Origin of the sequence: Ensifer sp. YR511, from assembly GCF_900103045.1 — a bacterium.
GTDB lineage: Bacteria > Pseudomonadota > Alphaproteobacteria > Rhizobiales > Rhizobiaceae > Ensifer > Ensifer adhaerens.
On the sequence record NZ_FNGR01000003.1, the window covers coordinates 288,818 to 304,974 of the forward strand.

The window sequence follows — 16,157 nt, forward strand, 5'->3', positions numbered from 1 at the left end:
GAGAGTTTCATGACGACCACCATGATCAGCCAGGCGACCGTCGAGGCCGAGAACGAAAGCCGGCTCACCGCACTTCGCCGGGATTATGAGAGCCTCGGCGAAAGGCTCAGCCGGCGCGGCATCGCGATCGACGAGATCAAACGGAAGGTCGCCGCCTACGGTGTTGCCGTCCCTTCCTGGGGTGTCGGCACCGGCGGCACGCGCTTTGCCCGCTTCCCCGGCAAGGGCGAACCGCGCAACATCTTCGACAGGCTCGAGGATTGCGCGGTCATCCAGCAGTTGACCCGGGCGACGCCGACCGTCTCGCTGCATATCCCCTGGGACAAGGTGAGCGACATTTCCAAACTAAAAGAGAAGGGCACGTCGCTCGGCCTCGGTTTCGATGCGATGAACTCCAACACCTTCTCAGACGCGCCGGGCCAGGAACATTCCTACAAGTTCGGCTCGCTGTCGCATGCCGACGCCGCCACGCGCGCTCAAGCGGTGGAGCACAATCTCGAATGCATCGAGATCGGCCAGCAGCTTGGGTCCAAGGCGCTGACGGTCTGGGTCGGCGACGGCTCCAACTTCCCCGGCCAAAGCAATTTCACCCGTGCTTTCGAGCGTTATCTCGACGCGATGAAATCGGTCTACGCGGCGCTGCCGGATGACTGGCGCGTTTACACCGAACACAAGATGTTCGAGCCGGCCTTCTATTCGACCGTCGTCCAGGACTGGGGCAGCAACTACCTGATCGCCCAGGAGCTCGGCCCCAAGGCCTTCTGCCTCGTCGACCTTGGCCACCATGCGCCGAACGTCAACATCGAGATGATCGTCGCCCGCCTCATCCAGTTCGGCAAGCTCGGCGGCTTCCACTTCAACGATTCGAAGTATGGTGACGACGATCTCGACACCGGTTCGATCGATCCCTACCGGCTGTTCCTCGTCTTCAACGAACTCGTCGATGCGGAGACCCGCAAGGCCAAGGGGTTCGAGCCGGCGCACATGCTCGACCAGAGCCACAACGTCACCGACCCGATCGAAAGCCTGATGACGAGTGCCACCGAGGTCTGCCGCGCCTATGCCCAGGCGCTGATTGTCGACCGCCAGGCGCTCGCGGGCTACCAGGACGACAACGACGCGCTGATGGCGAGCGAGACGCTGAAGGTAGCCTTCCGCACCGACGCCGAGCCTATTCTCGCGATGGCGCGTCTCGAAAGCGGCGGTGCAATCGCACCTGTCGCGGCCTATCGCAAGAGCGGTTACCGCGCGAAAGTCGCGGCTGAGCGCCCGGCCGTTGCCGGCGGCGGGGGCGGTATCGTCTGACACTGAAACGAGCCGCGCCGGGCTGCCATTTGAGGCCCGGCGCCGCATCCCACGCTCGACAGCTCAAAAAATCGCTGCGCGATGAAATTGCCCCCTATCTGATTTCAATTCCTGATCTATCTTTCCCTTGGAGATTCAACGGAAAGGGACCCGTTCATGGGCATTGAAAGCATTCTCGTCTTCCTGATCGTCGGCGCGGTCGCCGGCTGGCTCGCCGGCCTCATTGTCAAGGGCGGCGGTTTCGGCCTCATCGGCAATATGGTCGTCGGCATCATCGGCGCCTTCATCGCCGGCTTCCTCTTTCCGGCGATCGGCATCAGCCTCGGCACCGGCATCCTTTCAGCGATCCTGCACGCGACGATCGGTGCCGTCATCCTTCTGGTGCTGATCCGCATCGTCAAACAGGCCTGACCCATCGCCGGCCGCAGTACCCTTCGCGCCCGGGATATCCCCGGCCGTTCCATCTGGACGCGCGAAGGGGGCTGTAGCACTGTGATCTGCTGGACGGGACATCGCACATAGCCAGACGGAGGCGAGCATGAACGCTCTTTACACCGACAAGATCGAAACGGCGCTCAAGTCGTTCATTGCGGATCACCCGGGAATGCAGACACGGGATCAGGCGATCATCGCGATCCTCGAAAACTGGTTCACCAATCACGGCTACCTGCCACCGCAGCAGGAAGGTCTGCGCCCGGAAGACCTTGACGCTTCCAACGACGATTGAGAGATTTGCGCGCCCGGCACGAAGGACCCTAGCGCTCCTTGCGCCGCGGCGGCCGCCCCTTGCCTTTTCAACAACGTGAACTGTTCGCCATGAGCCTGACCTCCGTCAAAGACTTCTTCTCCCAGCACGCCCCAGATATCGACGTCATCGAGCTACAACAAAGCACCGCCACGGTTGCTCTTGCGGCCGAGGGCCACGGCGTCGAGCCCGCCCAGATCGCCAAGACGCTGGCGCTTCGCGTCGGCGACGACGTGATCCTGATCGTCACGCGTGGCGACGCCCGCCTCGACAACAAGAAGTACAAGGCCCGCTTCGGCACAAAGGCGCGCATGCTTGGGTTCGACGAGGTGGAAGCCGAGACCGGCCACCCGGTCGGCGGCGTCTGCCCCTTCGGTCTCGCCAAGCCGCACAGCATCTATTGCGACCTGTCGCTCAAGGCCTACGACATCGTCGTGCCGGCCGCCGGTGCCACCAATGCGGCTGTGCACATCAGCCCGACCCGCATCGCCGAGCTGACCGGCGCCGAGTGGATCGACGTATCGGAAGCGTAGTTTGCCGTTGCGGATACGGGGCATGCCTTGGAATGGCCACAAAGCTTAACTGAAACCGCAAGCGCGCGCCCGGCAGTGATTTGCCGGGTTGGTCCTGTCCGTTCCCAGGAGTCCGTCAAGCATGAAGCTACTCGCGTACCCGCTCGTCTTCGCCGCCACATTCTCCCCGGCGCTGGCGATGGATCAGTCCCTGGTACGTCAGTTCGAGAAGCTCGACCCCCAGACCCGCCTGGAGCAGCGCTGCGACACCGAAGCGATGGAGCGCATCAACGCCGACAAGTCGAGCTTCAAACCGGACAAGGTGATTGCCTATACTTTCGCCGAACCGGTCGTGAAGGAAGACAAGATGAAGGCGCCGGGCGCTGTGTTCCGCAGCAAGGGCGAATGGTACAAGCTGAAGTTCAAGTGCCGCACCGACGCCGAGCACCTGGATGTCCTGTCCTTCGAATACAAGATCGGTGAGCTTGTGCCGCACGAGAGCTGGGACGAATTCTACCTTTATCCCTGACAGGCGTCGAAGGACGCGGTGGCCTTGAGGGCAGAGAGCCCTAGAGGATGGCCACGAGAAAGAGCAGGGAGCCGAACGAGAGCGCGGCCATGATGCTCATCAGCATTTTCATCATGTGCTCTGCCATATCGTACACCCTTACCTCGGCTCCATCGGAACGAACGCGACGGCGTATCCCGTCCGGCAGCTCCGGTCCGTCGCACAAGGGGCGGCGTGAGCCTGATCCGAGAGTGCGCCAGCATGGTTAACAAAGCGTTAACTGCGCTCGACCGGCGCCGAGAGGGGGCCGACATCGCCTATCCAAGACAAGGCTCACACAAGATCGAAGCGGAATAAGGAATGTGCAGGGGGCGTTCCCTGTATGCGCGGGACACCTGCGCCGTGCGGGCAGCGCCAGGGCTGGCGATGCGGGCAACGGCAACGTCCGAAGAGACTGGAAACCGCGCGAGAAAAGCACCATGGAGAGGCGCGTGAGCCAGGTTAAGCTGAGCATTTGCATTCCAACCTACAATCGCGCAGCCTTTCTCGAGAAGTCGCTCGCCTATTTCGTCGACCTTTACCAATTCTCCTATAAGTACGAGATCATCATCTCCGACAACGCGTCTACGGACGACACGCGCGACGTGGCCGAGCGTTTCATCGCCAAGGGCCTGCCGATCCGCTACCTCAGGCAGGCGGAAAACTACGGTTCCGGCGCCAACGTCGTCAGCGCCTTCAGCCGCGCGACCGGCGAATATGTGCTCTATCTCGCCGACGACGACATCCTGATCAACGAAGGCATGCGCGAGGCGATCCGCTACCTGGATCTCAATCCGGAAGTCACCGCTTGCTACGCGCCCTGGTACACGCATGACGAAGTCGAGGAGCGCGATGATCCGCCGTTCTACATCGTCGACAAGGACACGAAGTTCAAGAAGCGCGCTTCAGAGGAAGTGTTCGACTTCCTCTGCGAGCGACACGTGTTTCCGGAAATCGGCATCTACCGGGCGTCGGCACTACGGTCGGCCTGGGTGCCCAGGAACTTCGCCTACTGGGCCTTCGCCTATCTCGCCCATTTTCTGGAGCAGGGCGCCGTCGCCTTCCTGAGAAAGCCGTTCTACCGACAGGTCACCCGTTCGAAGATTGCTCGCGACCGGCCGCAAGCCGGCCATGCCGACGTGCTCACCGCCTGGGACAGCTACCGCGGCGGCCTTGAATATTTCCTCTATTCCGGTGCCAAGCGCGGCGCGGTGCGGCTAACACCGGAGCGCCGGGCCTATCTCGATGCGCAGGTGAGGGATTTCACCATGCTGCGCATGACGGTCGCCCTGCGCATGTGGCTCGCGAAGAAGGACTACATCCGCGCCTATGAGCTTTATACCCGCCTGATGCTCGGCGGCTTCGAACACCATCCCGAACTGCAGCGATCAAAGGGCGTTCTGCCGCTCATGGTCGCCCTGCAGACGGTGATGTGGCACACGAACGCGGTCGCCGAGATCGATCGTCTGGTGCTGCACGGCGTCGAAGACCATGGTGCGATCGAAGAGCTGTTGCGTGACCTTGGCCTGCGCTCCCATATCGCCGTCGTTCCCGGTACAACGGAACTCACGCCGGACGAAATTGCCCGCACTGCCGTCTTCGTCACGGCCGACAGCGATCGCAAGCACTATCTTCGCAAGGGGCACCTGCCGAACCTAGTGGTCAGCGAAAGCGACATCCTCAACCACGTTCTGCTTTAAAATATAAAAGGGCGCCGCTGGCGCCCTCGTTTGTTTCGCAGGTTATGCCGGGTAGCGCGACGGGCAAAAAGGCCGCTTGACCACGCACGCCCCACGGATACCGCATTACTTGCGCATGATGCCCTTGTAATAGGCGCCGTTGCGCGGCGGTGGGCGGTTCACGACCTTGGCCTCAGGGTTGTACTTCTCGCTCTTGTGGCCTTCGTTGATGGGCGTTGTCGATACGCCCTTGTAGTAGCTTCCGCCGGCAAATGCCGGAGCAACGCCGACCACGGCGACCGTCGCAGTCACCAAAGCTGCCAGAGAGAGTGTCGCAAGTTTACGCATGTCTAATCCTCGTTGACCCGGCCGCGCCCCCGTTTTTTCCGGACGTCGCGGCCTAAATTGTGCGGCGACGAACTGCGCCGCTCAGGTCCTCCCGGGCGCCAGAATAGGCAGAAGCTGCGACACGCCTGTAACGCAGGTGACAGCCGAGGAGTCTCGGCTGGGTTAAGTTCCGGGGTCAGTCGAAGCCAGGTCGGCAGAGCCGACGATATTTTCCCCTCTTAATCGCGCCCTCCAAATCCACCTCTGCGGCTTGTCTCAGCGGAAGAGCTGCAGGATGTTCTGAGCGTTGGAGTTGGCGATCTGCAAAGCCTGAATGCCGAGCTGCTCCTGCGACTGCAAGGCCTTCAGCCGCGTCGATGTCTCGTTCATGTCGGCATCCACCAGGCGCCCGACCCCCTTGTCGATCGTCGCCATCAGCGTTTGAGCGAAGGTCGTTTGCATGTCGATGCGCGACAGCAGCGAACCGAGCGCCGCTGCACCGTCGATGGTCCGCTGCAGGACGACTTCGATGTAGTGGAGATAGGAATCGACCGATTGCGGGTTGGCCGCGATATCGACGTCAAGGAAGTTTCTGCGGGCGATCGGTTCGATGTTCACGTCAATGTTGGTGAAGCCGATAAAGGTTCCGGCACCGGATTTCCGATCGACGGCCGGATCGGACTTTATCAGGATGCCGCCTGAGCCGTTGTTCTGAATGATGGTGTTCGGCCGGGTGATGAGCGACTGAAGCACCGTCACCATCTCGTCGACCGTTTCGATCTTGCCGGTATCCTTGCCCAGCAGCGCGTTCACCTGATTGCGGTCGAAGGAATGGGTGCTGGGAGCTTCGCCGTTCACCGAAAAATTGAAGGATACGACGACGTCTTTGTAGACCTCGAACTGCTCGAACGTCAGCGTCATCTCCGATCCGCGCTCGCCGAAATCCGAGTTTTCAACGAGACCAGCTCCGCCGCCGCTCGACGTGCTGACGACCAGATTGGCGACCTCGACATAGGACCCGTCGAGGCCGGAATTCTGCTGTGTCATGAAGCCGATTTGATTGATAATGGGGGCGTAAGGCTCATAGGGGTGTCTATATGTCTTGACCGTGGCGCCGGCCCCCGCCTGCTTGACCGCGTGGTCGAGCACTGCTGCATATTGCGTGTAGTCCGATATCACGCCGTTGGCAGCGGCGCCGAGCACCGTATCGACGGTGGTGCGATCGACGGTGACCGAGGTCGTCTTTCCGGCGTGTAGCGGCAGCGAGAGACCTTGAGAGCTGCTGTCCTTGTCGACGATGACGTCAAACGTGATCTTGTCGCCCGCGTTCGAAAAACTGAGCGGCCCCGTGAAATGGAACACGAATTCGCCAGCCTGGCCCGCCCGGTTGTTGTAGTTGCTGTTGGTGGTGTAGCCGTCGACATCGACCGAGGTCACGAAGCGGATCCCGCCGACGGTCCTCAGATCCCGCGTGTCGGCCTGCAGGATGCCGCCGCCGGTGCTGTTGAACAGCGAGGAGTCCCGCAGGAAAAAGTCGGCCGTGTTCAGCGACACGCCGTTTCGGGCGTCTCTCGAAAACGAGGAGGCGACGGACGTGCGATTCAGATCGCTGTCATAGATGTCGGAGACATTGGTTCTCAGCCAGTTCTGTCCGCTGAAGCTCGCCGAATCCACGATGCTCAGGATCTGCTGCTTGAGCTGGTCGAGCTCCTTCTGGAGCTTGCCCTTGTCGACGCCGGGCTCCCTCGCCGTCACCAGCCTGGCCTTGAACTCGCTGAGAATACCGGTAACGGCATCCATCGCCGCATAGGCCGTCTCGACCTTGGCCGCTCCCAGCCCGAGCGCGTCCTGGACCGCAGACACGGCCTTGGCGTCGGAGCGCATGGTTGTCGAGATCGACCAATAGGCGGCGTTGTCGGCCGCCGTCTGAATTCTCAGGCCCGAGTTCAGTTGCCCGCGGACCTGAGCCATGTCGGAGTTAATCGTACGCAGAGTCTGGAGCGCAGAAATCGCTCCAGCGTTCGTGAGAATGCTGACCATATTAGTGACATCTTAAAATTGAAAAATGCCCTTCATGGGCCGCTGTGATTGTGGCGATACAACCAAATACGTGGTTAACACCGACTTAAGAAACCTCGCCTCGGGGCGCAAATATTGCGTCAGCCCTTCCGATGGTTGGCAATAATTGCGCCCTTGCTCCTCGCCCTGCAGGCGGGGTCAGGCACGCTCGGCCGCCAGCGGCACCGGTTGGGTTACGGGGAACAAGGCTTTCAGGGCGTCGAAGTGCTTTTCCACCAGATGCCAGGAAATCGTCGCGACGATGACCGTGATGGTGCTCATGATGAGGAACGTCATCGGCCCCGCCCTGTAGAGCGCCGGCCACTGTTCGGCGACCAGCCACCAGAGCGCCATGTGGTACACATAGGTCGCGTAACTGACGCGGCTGAGGAAGCGCGTGACGGGGTTTGCCAGGAGATAGGCCGACACGCCCTTGTATCCGATGTAGGAACTCAGAACGATCGAGGCCAGCGCGTAGATGCAAAGCAACTTATAGGTTTCCGAATGGCCGAACTTGAAACCGACGAAGAGAGGCGACGCGATGATCGCGACAGACGCGAGGTTGTTGAGCTTGCTCGTCAGAACCGCCCGCACATCGGCATTGTCCTTGACCAGCGCCAGGATCGCCCCTGCCGCCACCGGGTCAAAGGCAAGAACGATGTTTGACCAGGCGAGAAGACCGAGCTCGTCGCTATAGGTTCGGGCGATCACCGACATCGTGAAGATGAGGACATAGGCCACGAAAATATGCCGCCGGCTCAGGAAGATGATGATCAGCGGAGCGGTAAGGTAGAACTGCTCGACGATGTTGAGGCTCCAGAGATGCGCGGCAACCCAGGGCTCCCAGTCCTGGGTGATGGCGAAATACAGGCTCGACATCTGAAACGTGTGCCACGCCAGGCTGTTGCGTATGCCATCCATGTTGAACAGTGCCGCCACGAACAGCATCAGGAACAGCGCCGGGAGCAGGCGAAGCGAGCGGCGAATGTAGAAATTGGTGACGTTGATCGTTGCCTGGGTGTCTTTTGCCGACAGCAGGATCACCCCGATCAAGAAGCCGCTGATGATGAAGAAGAGTGAAACTCGAACAGATTCAAGTGTGGGATGCTCGTTCCAGTAATGAACGTACAATACCCCCGTCATGGCGATCACGCGAAGCCCGTCAATTTGCTCCCGCCTGTCGCCGCGCGCTCCCGTCGCAGCCATTCCTTTGTCCCCGCAGGATCTATTACTTAAATTATTTCTACTTAAGAATATCCTTGGAGATTACGCCGCTTCCGCGCACTTGTGAAGAGGAGCGATGTTCTTGACCGATCGGCGACGATACCTCGCGCGCCTGCCCGAAAACAGAAAGGCCACGGGCGCGGCGTGCCCGTGGCCTTTCCAACGTTTAGAAGCAACCCTTAGGCTTCCTTGAAGACCTCGTCGCGGTTTCGCCGCATCGACGGCGAGATGGCGATCACAAGCGCCATGACGGCGATCGCCAGCAGAATTGCCGACAGCGGCGATTGCAGGAAGGTCAGCGGGCTGCCGCCGGAGATAATCAGCGACTGGCGCAGCTTCTCCTCTAGCAAGCGGCCCAGCACGAAGCCTAGCGCCAGCGGCGCAGGCTCGAATTCGAGCTTGTAGAGGGCGTAGCCGATGATCCCGAACAGGGCGGCCATCATTACCTGGGCCGCATCGTTGGCGATCGAGTAGAGGCCGATGCAGCAGAAGCAGACGATGGCCGGAAACAGGAGGCGATAGGGCACGCGCAGCAGCTTCACCCACAGACCGATCAGCGGCAGGTTGATGATGACCAGCATGAGGTTGCCGATCCACATCGAGGCGATGAGCCCCCAGAACAGTTCCGGATTGCGCTCGATCACCTGTGGCCCGGGCACGATGCCCTGGATCATCATCGCGCCCACCATCAGCGCCATCACCGCATTCGGCGGCAGGCCGAGGGTGAGAAGCGGGATGAACGAGGTCTGCGCGCCGGCATTGTTGGCGCTTTCCGGGCCGGCGACGGCCGCCGGTGCGCCATGCCCGAAGTCCTGCGGCCGCTTCGACATACGCTTTTCCACCGCATAGCTGGCAAAGGGGCCGAGGATCGCGCCGTTGCCCGGCAGAACGCCAAGGACAGAGCCGAGGAAGGTGCCGCGCAGGATCGGCGGGAAGTTATCCTTCAGCTCCTTCAGCGTCGGCCACAGGCGGCCGATGCGGCTGCGCACGACATCGCGGGATTCCGGATCGGCAAGGTTCTTGAAGATCTCGCCGAAGCCGAAGATGCCCATGGCCAGCACGACGAATTCGATGCCGTCCTGGAGCATTTCAAGGCCGAAGGTCATGCGCTCGCGACCCGTTTCCATATCGGCGCCGACACAGGAGAGCAGCACGCCGATGAGGATCATCGAAACCGCCTTCAGAAGCGAACCGTGCGCCAGCACGACGGCAAAAACGAGGCCCATGATCATCAGCGAAAAATACTCGGTCGGGCCGAAGAGAAGGCCCATGCGCGTCATCGGAACGCCGAGAGCGGCAATCACGATGGTGGCAACCGTGCCGGCAAAGAACGAACCGATCGCCGCCAGGCCGAGCGCAAGCCCCGCCTGGCCCTTCTGGGCCATCTTGTGGCCGTCGATGGCGGTGACGACCGCGGTCGCTTCCCCGGGAATGTTGACGAGGATCGCCGTGGTCGAGCCGCCGTACTGGGCGCCGTAATAGATGCCGGCGAGCATGATCAGCGAGCCGGTCGGATCGAGCGAGAGGGTGACCGGCAGCAGGATCGCGATTGTGGCAACCGGGCCGACGCCGGGCAACACGCCCACCAGCGTGCCGATGAGACAGCCGATGAAGCAGAGCGCGATGTTCTGCAGGGTGAACGCCACGGTCATGCCGAGGCCGAGATTGATAAAGACGTCCAGCATCTCAGTATCCTAGAAGCCAGGGCGCAACGGGAACCGAAAGCCCGAGCGCATAGCGAAAGAGGCCGATGCAGAAGGCTGTTAGCACGGCGGCAAAGACAAGAAGTTCGCCAAGGCGCGCATCGCGCGCGGCCAGGCCGGAAGCGACGACCGCCAGCGGACAGGCGATCGAGAGGCCGAGACCAGGAATGGTAACCGGACCGAGATGATAGCCACGCACCGTAACGGCAAAGAGAACGACGCCGAGGATGACGGGGATCGTCTCGCGGATCGCCCAGCGGCCGGTCGAAGGCCCCGGATCCTTTCGGCTCAGCACCAGTTGCAGGAGCCCGAGCCCCAGGATGACGAGGGAAAGCAGCCGCGGCATCAGCCCCGAGCCGACGCCTTCCGAGGTCATGAAGGGCAGATCGGAGCCGGCCCACAGGCCAAGCCCGCCGAGGCCGACCAGCACGATGCCGGCAAGCCTCTCCCGGCCGAGCCCTCCCGCGGAGGGCTCGGTTTCAGTGTTCGTGGACGTGGCTTCCATCTTACTCGACCTTGATGTCGGCCGCTTTCACCACGTCGCCCCAGCGCGCGCGCTCCTTGGCCATGAAATCGGCAAAGGCCTGGGGGCCCATGGAGGACGGCACGGCGCCGTCGTTCTTCAGCTTGTCGAGCACGTCGGCATCGCTGAGCGTCTCGGTCGTCGCCGCCTCGAGCTTCGACTTTACGTCCGCCGGCATGCCCTTCGGACCGACGAGGCCATACCAGGCCGAGGCCGTGTAGCCCGGAACGCCGGCTTCAATGGCGGTCGGCACATCCGGCAGGCTCGCAAAGCGCTTGTCGCCGGTGACGGCAAGCGCCTTCAGCGTGCCGCTCTCGATCAGCCCGATCGCCGAGGGAATGGTGGTGACCATGAAGTCAATGTGGCCGCCGACGAGGTCGTTCACCGCCGGGCCTGCGCCCTTGTAAGGAACGTGCCTGACCTTGATGCCGGCGGTCTGGCCGAGCAGCAGCGCGCCGAGATGGCTGGCCGAGGCGTTGCCGGCCGAACCATAGACCAGTTCGCCGGACTTGGCCGCCTCGACCAGTTCGCCGAGCGTGTTGACCTTGAGTGATGGTCCGACAACGACGACGAGGGACGCATCCGCGATCATCGCGATCGGATCGAGGTCCGTGCCCGGATCGGCCTTCAGCTTGAAGATATGCGGGTTGACGACCATCGGGCCCTGATTGCCGATCAGCAGGGTGTAGCCGTCGGGATCAGCCGCAGCGGCGACTTCGGTTCCAAGGTTGGCGGCGGCACCCGGCCGGTTTTCGACGATGACGCGACCGCCGAGCGCCTTTTCAAGCCGCGCGGCAAAGACGCGGGCGATGGCATCTGTGCCGCCGCCGGCGGCATAGGAAACCACCAGCGTGATCGGCTTGGACGGATAGGCTTCCTGCGCCATCACAGGGGCTGCGACCGACATGGTCATGGCGGCCCCGCACAGGGCCAGGGCGACGCGACGGGTAAATTTCATGGGCATTTTGTTCTCCTCCCAGTTCGTTAATGCATTCGCGACACGTTGCTCTGCAAGACCCTAAGCGTCTTTGCGAACAAGAGCCGCACCTTCAAACAGCCGACGCGTGGTGCGCATCACAGACACAGTCGGGCTATTGTCTCCTATGGCCTTCTCGACCCTTACCCGCAGTTCACCGGTCGGGTGCTCGAAGGCGAGCGTCGCCGGCAGCGAAAGCTCCGGAAAACGCCGACCCACCAGGCCGGTCGGGATCGTTGCCGCCAAACCGAGGCTTACGGCACCGGTCGTTGCAAGCGCGGTGTGGCAATTGGCGGGCGTGAAATAGCGTACGGCCAGATCGCCGCCGTTCGCGGGCGCCCCGATCAGCACCGGCTTCGGCAGAACCGACTGGCTGACATCCCCCATCCCCATCAGCCTTCCGGCCTCCCGCCGGATTTCCTCGAGCCGGGCCATGAAATCCGTATCGGCGTCGAAAGCTGCAGCGGGCTCCGAGCCGCTGTAGCCCATATCCTCCGCGGTGATGATCACCACCGGCGTTGCGCCGTCCAGCAGCGTCACTTCAAGACCGAGAATGACATCGGTCGCCTTGCCGCTCGGCAGCAGTCGGCCGGTCTTGGCGCCGATCGCATCGCGAAAGGCCAGATAGACAGGGGCGGCCTTGCCCGGCACGCCGTCGATGGCGGCCTCTCCCTGATAGGCGATCGCGCCGCCGGGGGTCTGAATGCGGGCGTCGATGATCTTGCCGGTGTTGACGTTGTGAACCTTGATGACCGTTTCGTCGCCGGTCGGCAGAACCAGGCCGGCCTCGATGGCGAAAGGGCCGACGGCCGAGAGCATGTTGCCGCAGTTCGGCGCCGTATCGACGCTGCGCTCCAGCACCTTCACCTGGGCGAAGAGATAATCGACATCAGCTTCCGGACGGCTCGACGGACCGACGATCGCGACCTTGCTCGTCAGCGAGTTGCCGCCGCCGAGACCGTCGATCTGCAGCGGGTGGCCGGAGCCCATGATTTCGATCAGCAGGCGGTCGCGCTCGACGGGATCAGCCGGAAGATCGCGAGACAGAAAAAACGGTCCCTTCGACGTTCCGCCGCGCATCATCACGCAGGGTATCCTGATCAAGTCATCCATTCCGCATGCTCCTTCGAACCGGCCGCAACCGGCTGATCGGAGGGATCTCACGGATCAAATCTGTTGTGAAATGCAAAGAATGGCGTAATTATTCCGATATGCGCAATAATTTCGAATTCCTCGACCTCAAGGCTTTTCTCGCCGTACTCGACCTCGGCTCGTTCAACGAAGCTGCCCGCCAGCTCAATCTTTCACAACCTGCGCTTTCACGGCGGATCAAGGGCTTTGAAGCCTCCGTCGGCGCGCAGTTGATCGAACGCACGACCCGGCACGTGGCGCCGACGCAGGTCGGGCGGGAGCTTCTGCCACTGGTCAGGCGTCTGGTCGACGAATTCGAGGAATCGATCCTCTCGATCAGCGACCTCGGTGGGCGACACCGCGCCCAGGTCACCATCGCCTCGGTCCCGACCGCGGCCTTCTATTTTCTTCCCAGGGTTGTGCAATCCTTCAACGAGAAATTCCCGGGCATCCGCTTCCGAATCCTCGATCTCTCGGCCAATGAGGGGCTTGATGCGGTCGCCAACGGCGAGGTCGAATTCGGCATCAACATCACTGGGGCGGCGCGCCCTGATCTCAGCTTCACGCCGCTCGTCGACGACCCGTTCGTGCTCGCCTGCCGCCGCGATCATCCGCTGGCGACCTCGAAGCAACTGACCTGGGCGGATCTGACCGGCCACCCGCTCATCGGCGTCAGCAAGACCAGCGGCAACCGTGCCGTGCTCGACCGGGCGCTGACAACGGCCCAGGTGCAGCTCAACTGGTTCTACGAGGTCAACCACCTCTCGACCTCGCTCGGCCTCGTCGAGGCGGGCCTCGGCATCTCCGTGATGCCGCGGCTGGCCACACCCCAGGTCGAACACCCTGTTATCGCCACCGTGCCGCTGACCGCCCCCACCGTCAGCCGCACCATCGGCCTTGTCGAACGCCGCGGCGGCAGACTATCACCGGCCGCCATCCGCTTTCGCGAGATGTTGGTGCAGGAGTGGACGACGTATTGAAGGAGCGCAGCCGCACAGCGGACGCAAGGAAACGACACGGCAGCGCTTGAAGGAACCAAGATCTTCGAGAAGAAAGAATGGTGCCCGGAGGCGGATTTGAACCACCGACACGCGGATTTTCAATCCGCTGCTCTACCAACTGAGCTATCCGGGCATCCTGCCGTTTCGGGCATCGGCTCCTTTCGGAACCATCGGGGCGCTTGTGTTTGCCCCGGGAACGAGCGGGGTTATAGCATCTTGTTCGGCGGTGTCCAGCGCCAAATGAAAGTTTTTTGACCGAAATCCTGTGGACAATCGAAACGCCGAAAAAGCGAGGAGTTTCAGAGAGATCGCATCCTCTCCCTGGTCCATTTTTCGTGGAAAGTGGCCGTTGGAAGCCGAAAAAGATGATCGCCCGCACCCGGTGACGCGCGAGGATCTTCGAGGCGTCGTTCGCGGCAAAGAGGATGCGGGGAAGGAAAAGCCGGACCGGCGGGTCCGGCCGCAGCGGTACGCCTAGCGGTCGTCGCCGTCGTCGGCCTTCGCCTCGTCGTCGGCGACCGGAATAGCGTAGGAGCCGGAGAGCCAGCGATTGAGGTCGACGTTGCGGCAGCGGTCGGAGCAGAAGGGATAGTGTTCCCGATGCGACGGCCGGCCACATTCCGGACACGGGCGCGGTGCACGCAGGGGCGCAACGTTCGAAGCGCTTTTCTTCGTTTCGTCGGTCACTCGTTCAGCCTTCCAGCCAACGATTGTGCACGTCATAGCCTTCGCCGACAAGCAGGCTGACGGTTTCGTAAAGCGGCAGGCCAACGACGTTGCTGTAGGAGCCGACGAGCTTGACCACGAAGCTGCCGGCGATGCCCTGGATGCCGTAGCCGCCCGCCTTGCCGCGCCATTGGCCCGAGGCGAGATAGCTCTCGATATCGAAACCGGACAGGCGCTTGAAGCGCACCTTGGTGTCGACGACCTTCTGGCGCACGGTCTTGTCCGGGGTGATCAGGCAGACGCCGGTGTAGACGCGATGACTGCGGCCGGAAAGAAGATGCAGCGCGCTCGAGGCTTCGCTGACGAGTTCCGGTTTCGGCAGGATGCGGCGGCCAACGCAAACGACCGTATCGGCTGCCAGAATGTAGCTTCCGTCCCAGCCGGCCTCGCCCTTGACTGCAGCAAGCGCCGCTCGCGCCTTTTCGGCCGACAGGCGCCTTGCGAGCGAACGCGGATGTTCGGCACGCTTCGGCGTCTCATCGAGATCCATCGGCATCAGGCGCGCGGGCTCGATGCCGGCTTGCGCCAGAAGCTCGACGCGACGCGGCGAACCGGACGCAAGTATCAGTTTCTTGGCCACTGTCATCGGAACGAGCCGTCACTCCAAAGCAATTCCAGCAAAATGCGATAGGCGGTTTACGTCTGGAATTGCAATCCAACCAAAGGTTAGAGCGTTTTCGCGATTCGAAGTAGAAGCGGAAATGCTCCAGGAATTGCTAAGAGCCGGAGCGGCTTACTTGAAGCGGTAGGTGATACGGCCCTTGGTAAGGTCGTACGGGGTCATTTCAACGAGAACCTTGTCGCCGGCAAGCACGCGAATGCGGTTCTTGCGCATACGACCGGCAGTGTGAGCGATGATCTCATGCTCGTTTTCGAGCTTCACGCGGAAGGTCGCATTCGGAAGCAATTCGGTGACCACGCCCGGAAATTCAAGGACTTCTTCTTTCGCCATGTAGGACTGTTCTTTCTATCTTTGTTTAGGGAACCGTCAGGTATCCCGAAAAATTCGCCGGAAACTACACAATCGACGAGGATTTGTGAACCATCTAAGACCGGCTTTTGCGCTTTTGTGACGGGCTACTGTGCCGCGCGTCGGATCAGAAGCGCGAAGCCGCTATAGCACTTCGTACCGCTCCATGTCTCTAGTCTTAAATCGATCGAGATTTACGCCGGCATGGAAGCGACGGAGACTGCGGACCGCGCGGGGATTTTTCGCAACACTCTCAAGCGTCTTCCGACTTCCTGGAGCCGATCAACCGATGATTGATCAGCGTCGACAGGTGATCGCGCACGGCGCGGTAGGCATCGACGATCTGCTCGCGCGTGCCGGCAGCCACCGTCGGATCCGGCGTCGGCCAGTAGACCACGTCGACGGCCATGGAGCGCGTCAATTCGAGCGCCTTGTGATGCGCCTCCGGCGCCAGCGTGACGATAAGGTCGAAATAGTCATCCTCGAGTTCATCGAGCGTATGCGGCTGGTGGCGACCGAGGCTCAGGCCCACTTCGGCCATGACCACGTCGACGAAGGGGTCGCGTTCGCCATGCCGCACGCCGGCGGAGGCGACATAGGTTCCGGCCGGCAGCGCCGCCTTGGCGAGCGCTTCGGCCATCGGCGAGCGAATAGCGTTCATGCCGCACATGAAGAGGACCGAGCGGGGCATTTTCAAGCGCTGAGCCTCGGTTCCCGCCATGCCGGTCGT

At 61.9% G+C, this 16,157-nt stretch carries 18 protein-coding genes and 1 tRNA gene; 7 read left to right on the forward strand and 12 right to left on the reverse strand.

The features are described 5' to 3' along the window. Positions 1–9 precede the first annotated feature (9 nt). The 6 genes from rhaI to BLU15_RS08550 all read left to right on the forward strand — a co-directional run bounded on the left by rhaI (position 10) and on the right by BLU15_RS08550 (position 4,809). Complete coding sequence (gene rhaI, locus BLU15_RS08525; RefSeq protein WP_090294982.1) at positions 10–1,305, forward strand: L-rhamnose catabolism isomerase; 1,296 nt, start codon at positions 10–12, stop codon at positions 1,303–1,305. A 156-nt stretch (positions 1,306–1,461) separates the two neighbouring features. Continuing rightward, positions 1,462–1,716 carry a GlsB/YeaQ/YmgE family stress response membrane protein gene (locus tag BLU15_RS08530; protein WP_034796969.1) on the forward strand — a complete coding sequence of 85 codons (255 nt, stop codon included), beginning with the start codon at positions 1,462–1,464 and terminating at the stop codon, positions 1,714–1,716. Positions 1,717–1,843: 127 nt separating this feature from the next. Then, positions 1,844–2,032: a hypothetical protein gene (locus BLU15_RS08535; protein WP_034796970.1), complete on the forward strand. Its 189-nt coding sequence runs from the start codon at positions 1,844–1,846 to the stop codon at positions 2,030–2,032. Positions 2,033–2,121: 89 nt separating this feature from the next. Then, a complete protein-coding gene (locus BLU15_RS08540) occupies positions 2,122–2,583 on the forward strand; it encodes a YbaK/EbsC family protein (RefSeq protein ID WP_034796972.1) in 462 nt (153 codons plus the stop codon). Between the two features lie 121 nt (positions 2,584–2,704). Then, the gene (locus tag BLU15_RS08545) at positions 2,705–3,091 is read left to right on the forward strand and encodes a DUF930 domain-containing protein (RefSeq protein ID WP_043613096.1); all 387 of its coding nucleotides are present in this window, start codon (positions 2,705–2,707) and stop codon (positions 3,089–3,091) included. A 470-nt stretch (positions 3,092–3,561) separates the two neighbouring features. Further along, positions 3,562–4,809, forward strand: coding sequence for a glycosyltransferase family 2 protein (locus BLU15_RS08550; RefSeq protein WP_089043372.1), 1,248 nt, complete (start codon positions 3,562–3,564; stop codon positions 4,807–4,809). Between the two features lie 105 nt (positions 4,810–4,914). On the opposite strand, the gene BLU15_RS08555 is transcribed toward BLU15_RS08550, so the two are convergent. The 7 genes from BLU15_RS08555 to BLU15_RS08585 form a co-directional block, all read right to left on the reverse strand. Then, the gene (locus tag BLU15_RS08555) at positions 4,915–5,136 is read right to left on the reverse strand and encodes a hypothetical protein (RefSeq protein WP_090294984.1); all 222 of its coding nucleotides are present in this window, start codon (positions 5,134–5,136) and stop codon (positions 4,915–4,917) included. 255 nt (positions 5,137–5,391) lie between these two features. Further along, the gene (locus BLU15_RS08560; RefSeq protein WP_090294985.1) at positions 5,392–7,155 is read right to left on the reverse strand and encodes a flagellin N-terminal helical domain-containing protein; all 1,764 of its coding nucleotides are present in this window, start codon (positions 7,153–7,155) and stop codon (positions 5,392–5,394) included. A 177-nt stretch (positions 7,156–7,332) separates the two neighbouring features. Further along, positions 7,333–8,379, reverse strand: coding sequence for an acyltransferase family protein (locus BLU15_RS08565; protein ID WP_034796993.1), 1,047 nt, complete (start codon positions 8,377–8,379; stop codon positions 7,333–7,335). A 197-nt stretch (positions 8,380–8,576) separates the two neighbouring features. Then, positions 8,577–10,082 (reverse strand): tripartite tricarboxylate transporter permease, encoded by a 1,506-nt coding sequence (locus BLU15_RS08570; RefSeq protein WP_034796995.1) that lies wholly within the window; start codon positions 10,080–10,082, stop codon positions 8,577–8,579. A 1-nt stretch (position 10,083) separates the two neighbouring features. Further along, positions 10,084–10,605, reverse strand: coding sequence for a tripartite tricarboxylate transporter TctB family protein (locus tag BLU15_RS08575; RefSeq protein WP_082566601.1), 522 nt, complete (start codon positions 10,603–10,605; stop codon positions 10,084–10,086). 1 nt (position 10,606) lies between these two features. Continuing rightward, on the reverse strand, positions 10,607–11,587 hold the full coding sequence (locus tag BLU15_RS08580) for a Bug family tripartite tricarboxylate transporter substrate binding protein (RefSeq protein WP_244546723.1): 981 nt from the start codon (positions 11,585–11,587) through the stop codon (positions 10,607–10,609). Positions 11,588–11,641: 54 nt separating this feature from the next. Next, a complete protein-coding gene (locus BLU15_RS08585; protein ID WP_090294987.1) occupies positions 11,642–12,712 on the reverse strand; it encodes a 4-oxalomesaconate tautomerase in 1,071 nt (356 codons plus the stop codon). Between the two features lie 98 nt (positions 12,713–12,810). On the opposite strand from BLU15_RS08585, the gene BLU15_RS08590 reads away from it, so the two are divergent. Beyond that, positions 12,811–13,710, forward strand: coding sequence for a LysR family transcriptional regulator (locus tag BLU15_RS08590; RefSeq protein WP_034796999.1), 900 nt, complete (start codon positions 12,811–12,813; stop codon positions 13,708–13,710). Between the two features lie 78 nt (positions 13,711–13,788). Here the strand turns inward: BLU15_RS08590 and BLU15_RS08595 are convergent. From BLU15_RS08595 to BLU15_RS08615, 5 genes are all read right to left on the reverse strand, one after another. Next, positions 13,789–13,864: transfer RNA gene (locus tag BLU15_RS08595), tRNA-Phe, on the reverse strand. A gap of 341 nt (positions 13,865–14,205) precedes the next feature. Continuing rightward, complete coding sequence (gene yacG, locus BLU15_RS08600; RefSeq protein ID WP_034797000.1) at positions 14,206–14,418, reverse strand: DNA gyrase inhibitor YacG; 213 nt, start codon at positions 14,416–14,418, stop codon at positions 14,206–14,208. A 4-nt stretch (positions 14,419–14,422) separates the two neighbouring features. After that, positions 14,423–15,043, reverse strand: coding sequence for a Maf-like protein (locus tag BLU15_RS08605; protein WP_034797002.1), 621 nt, complete (start codon positions 15,041–15,043; stop codon positions 14,423–14,425). A 147-nt stretch (positions 15,044–15,190) separates the two neighbouring features. Then, positions 15,191–15,409, reverse strand: coding sequence for a translation initiation factor IF-1 (gene infA / locus BLU15_RS08610; RefSeq protein WP_004435948.1), 219 nt, complete (start codon positions 15,407–15,409; stop codon positions 15,191–15,193). A 271-nt stretch (positions 15,410–15,680) separates the two neighbouring features. Continuing rightward, positions 15,681–16,148: an arsenate-mycothiol transferase ArsC gene (locus BLU15_RS08615; RefSeq protein ID WP_034797006.1), complete on the reverse strand. Its 468-nt coding sequence runs from the start codon at positions 16,146–16,148 to the stop codon at positions 15,681–15,683. Positions 16,149–16,157: the final 9 nt, after the last annotated feature.